Annotated in this window: 3 protein-coding genes; all 3 read right to left on the reverse strand. The window is 41.4% G+C overall.

Annotated elements, in window-relative coordinates; translation table 11 throughout:
- Nucleotides 1–68: 68 nt before the first annotated feature.
- A complete protein-coding gene (gene cbiQ, locus G602_RS0119695; protein ID WP_026660529.1) occupies nucleotides 69–836 on the reverse strand; it encodes a cobalt ECF transporter T component CbiQ in 768 nt (255 codons plus the stop codon).
- A 22-nt stretch (nucleotides 837–858) separates the two neighbouring features.
- Nucleotides 859–1866, reverse strand: a complete 1008-nt coding sequence (locus G602_RS0119700; RefSeq protein WP_026660530.1) for an energy-coupling factor ABC transporter permease — start codon at nucleotides 1864–1866, stop codon at nucleotides 859–861.
- Nucleotides 1867–2309: 443 nt separating this feature from the next.
- On the reverse strand, nucleotides 2310–4412 hold the full coding sequence (locus G602_RS27625; RefSeq protein ID WP_330369231.1) for a YgiQ family radical SAM protein: 2103 nt from the start codon (nucleotides 4410–4412) through the stop codon (nucleotides 2310–2312).
- Nucleotides 4413–4546 lie beyond the last annotated feature (134 nt).

A 4546-nucleotide genomic window follows, 5' to 3' on the forward strand; every position in this document is an offset into this window, starting at 1 on the left:
AAAAATGTTTAATAATCTCTATTCTTCTGAAAAATGTTTAATAATCTCTATTCTTCTGAAAAAAAGCTTTATAATACATTTCTAATAAAAATAAATATCAAAATCCAGATAACAGTATATACTATATCAAACGGTCTTGCCGCTATTTTTTCCTGATCAAAATCGCCCTTGAATCCGCGAAGGAGCATGCTCTCATAGACTACACCTGCACGATCCATACTTCGAATAAGCCACATGCCGACAAGTGTTCCCCATGCGCTGTAATGAATCCCTTTCTGCCTTGGAGCTCGCAATTTGTAAGCAGTTACTATTCTGTCAGCCTCTTCACCCATTATGAAAAAATATCTCTCTATCAGAAGAATAACGATAACGATAATTCTGGGCACATGGATGATCCTCAAAGCCTGGCACAGCTTTTCTATCGATGTAGTTGCTATCAGAATATAAGCTGCAAGTACTGAATAAAAACCTTTCAGCATCAGTGTCAGCATGGAGATAACTCCACCTGACACACCTACTTTTCCTACATAGAAAATAATATCCTTGTCATAAAAAGGATTAAGTATACCAACAAATATAACAAGCGGAAGTATCAGTCGCATTCGATATAAGCCTGTGCGAATCGAAAGCTCTCCCACAATGAAGCCAAAAACAGGATAAGCGGACATTAAAATAAGTGGTGCCATTTCATATTTACCAAATGAAACCACTGTAAAAATATACAAAACGCTAATAAGCAGCTTTCCCAAAGGATGAAGATCGTTCATCCAGTGGGAACGCTGCCATAATTCCTGTATCTTCTGAAATTCGTGGAGCTTTTTTTCTATTGAATCCATAAAACCTCGCTCAGATCAGTCTTTATGCTGCCTGATGATCAGAGCCTTTCTTTTTGAAAAATCTGAAAGCATAGCATGCACCGATCAGAATAACTACTACAACCAGTGCGCCTACTATTCCTGAGAAACTGGTTCCTATAGCTGCTTCACTGTTTTTGAATGCATAATCAGGTAAAAGTGATGTAGCACTCTGAATACTGTCTGCTACAGCATACGCGCCGCCTTCTGCTTCAAGCTCGGCTGTGCCTGCAACCTTTTCCATGGACCATTCAAGACCATCCGGGAACGCAGATGCAAATAGAGAAATAATCCCGCCACAAATTGCTGCTGTGACAGCAAGGATAGTCACTGTTGTTTTGAGTGAGAGCTTTGCATCACTCTGCTTTTCACCTATTCCCCATAATAATTCAGGTCTTGCTTCATTTACAAAAATAAGTACAGCAGCTGTAATCAGCCCCTCAACTGCACCGATAGCAAGATGAATAGGCTGCATGGTAGCCACAAATACTGCAAAAGGAAGCTCTGTTATACCTGAAGCAAGTGTTTCAATCGTTACTGAAAATGCTCCCAGCTGTAGTGTCAATACACATCCCAGAATAGATGCCAGAAGTATTTTTCCTCTTGAAGCTCCTTTCTTCATAATGGGTTTCCATATAAGAAGTGCCCCTATAAAGCACCCATAAAACGCCATATTCCATATATTACACCCTAGAGCCAGGAGTCCTCCGTCAGCAAATAACAGACACTGGACAAGTAATACTCCTATCATGGTTAAGAATCCTGCGTAAGGACCAAGAAGTGCCGAAAGCATCATTCCTCCACAAAGATGCCCCGATGATCCTGTTCCGGGTATTGTGAAATTAAGCATCTGAGTAGCAAAAACAAATGCTCCCATTACTCCCATTACGGGAATCTTTTTAGGATCATTTTCCTCTCTGACCTGCTTAATAGAATAAGCAGCAGCCCCTGTAGATAAAACATACATTGTCCCCGCAACAGCAGGTGATACCAAAGCATCAGCCATGTGCATAATACAAATCCTCCACAACATATTTTATTTGTATAAAATTTAATTTATAACAGAAACCAAGACTACATGCATTAGTTTCACGAATTAGTATATGCTCAGATGCTAAGGCTCACAAGCCCCCCAGGGGGTTACTAATAAAAAATATTGTTTTAATAGCATCAGTTAATCGTGCAATTCAATCATATTTTATTTATTGTTTGCATTACGAGTAGTGTTTATGATTTTATAATATTTAGTTCAAACTTTCCTTATAATTATTATTCTTCTTTTAGTCTTCGGACATACTTTAGACAAATATAAACGCTATCATAAACTTATCAGAAGTGAGAACTTCTGACTCCCCCAACAAAACTTTTTTCATACCAGAGCTGTCAGATTCCCCATCTGACAGCTCCTCCTCCGTTTAGGGGTATTTTTGAAAATTTTGAGCCAAGAGGAAACTTTTAATGTTTCCTCCTGGCTCTTTTATCGCCCCTCATCCGGCGCTTCGCGCCACCTTCCCCCTGAGGGGGAAGGCTTTGAGTAATTCCCTTCGCGCCACCCTTTTGAAGGCTTTGAGTAATTCCCTTCCCGCCACCCTTTTGAAGACTTTGAGTTTTTCCCTTCGCGCCACCCTTTTGAAGGCTTTGAGTAATTCCCTTCTCGCCACCCTTTTGAAGACTTTGAGTTTTTCCCTTCGCGCCACCCTTTTGAAGACTTTGAGTTTTTCCCTTCGCGCCACTTCCTGTTTTGGAAGAAGGCTTGGCGGATGGTTTTCTTGGTGGAATGAGGAACTGAGGGCCAAAGCCAATCAGATCCTCTCTGTGTTCTCTAAGTAACGCTTCCTTCACAAGATCATAATTCTCAGGCCGTCTGAATTGAATAAGTGCTCTCTGCATGGCCTTCTCGTGAGGATCCCTTGCAACATAAACAGGCTCCATTGTTATTGGATCAAGGCCTGTATAATACATACAGGTTGATACCGTTCCGGGTGTCGGATAAAAATCCTGAACCTGCTCCGGACTAAGCTTATGCTTGCACAGATATTCGGCGAGAGCAATTGCATCCTTAAGTGTACTTCCGGGATGGGAAGACATAAGATATGGAACTGCATATTGCTGCATTCCAAGCTGCTTATTTACTTTATCAAATTTTTCTATAAAACGATCGTAAACCTTTACCTTGGGCTTGCCCATTTTTTCCAGAACATTATCCGATATATGTTCCGGAGCAACACGAAGCTGCCCGCTTATATGATGCTTACAAAGCTCGCGAAGAAATGAATCATCCTTATCAGCAAGAAGATAGTCGAACCTGATACCCGACCGGACAAATACCTTCTTAACTCCCGGTAATGCACGTAATTTTTTCAGAATGCTCAGATAATCACTGTGATCCACATCCATGTTTTTACAAACCTCGGGATGCAGACATTTTTTATCGGGACACGCACCAAACTTCATCTGCTTTTTACAGGCAGGTCTTCTGAACTGCGCAGTCGGACCTCCTACATCATGGATGTAACCCTTGAAGTCTTTTTCCTCAAGAAATACCTTGGCCTCACGAATAATGGAATCATGACTTCTGCTCTGAATAATTCTGCCCTGATGAAAAGTCAGTGCACAGAAATTGCATTCACCAAAACAGCCTCTGTTAGAAGTAATTGAGTACTTAATCTCATTAAATGCCGGTATCCCACCTGCTGCATCGTATGATGGATGCCAGGCTCTCAGATAATCTCTCTCGTATACATCATCAAATTCCTGCTGAGTAAGAGGCCTTGATGGCGGATTTTGAACTACAAAAAGGCTTCCATCATAGGTTTCATACAGGCGCTTTCCATTAAATGGATCTGTATTTTTATACTGAATCCTAAAGCTCTCAGCATATTTTTTCTTGTCAGCTTTTATTTCTTCAAAAGAAGGAAGCTTAATTGCTTCATAAATGTTTTCTTCATTTCTGGTCTTAAAAACCGTCCCATTAATGAAAGTAATATCAGAGACAGAAAGACCTGACGAAAGCGCATCTGCGATCTCGACAATGCTGACTTCGCCCATACCATAGGAAATAAGATCAGCTCCTGAGTCCAGTAGAATAGATCTTCTTACCTTATTTGACCAATAATCGTAGTGTCCAAGTCTTCGAAGACTGGCCTCTATTCCACCAATGATTATAGGCTCATGCTTATACACCTTTCTTATGAGATTGCAATAGACTATAGACGCATAGTCAGGACGCCTTCCCATTTCTCCTCCGGGGCTGTAGGCATCTGTCTTTCTTTTCTTTAAGGCAACGGTATAGTGATTTACCATAGAGTCCATGTTACCTGCTGTTACCAGAAAGCCCAGCCTGGGAGTTCCGAGAACTGTTATGCTCTTTTCATCTCTAAAATCCGGCTGACAAATAAGGCCCACGCTGTAACCGTGAGCCTCAAGTGTTCTTGTTATTATGGCAGCCCCAAAGCTCGAGTGGTCTACATATGCATCTCCGCAAATGTAGACGAAGTCAAGTTGGTCTATGCCGCGTTCTTTCATGTCTTCCTTAGTGAAAGGAGGAAATTTTGTCATTTGCATCCCCTCATCCGGCGCTTCGCGCCACCTTCCCCCCAGGGGGAAGGCTTTTAACTATTATGCAACCTCTCCCATAAATGGAAGGCTTTTATCTATTATGCAACCTCTCCCATAAATGGAAGGCTTTTATC

This window comes from Butyrivibrio sp. AC2005, from assembly GCF_000424145.1.
Taxonomy (GTDB): Bacteria; Bacillota; Clostridia; order Lachnospirales; family Lachnospiraceae; genus Butyrivibrio.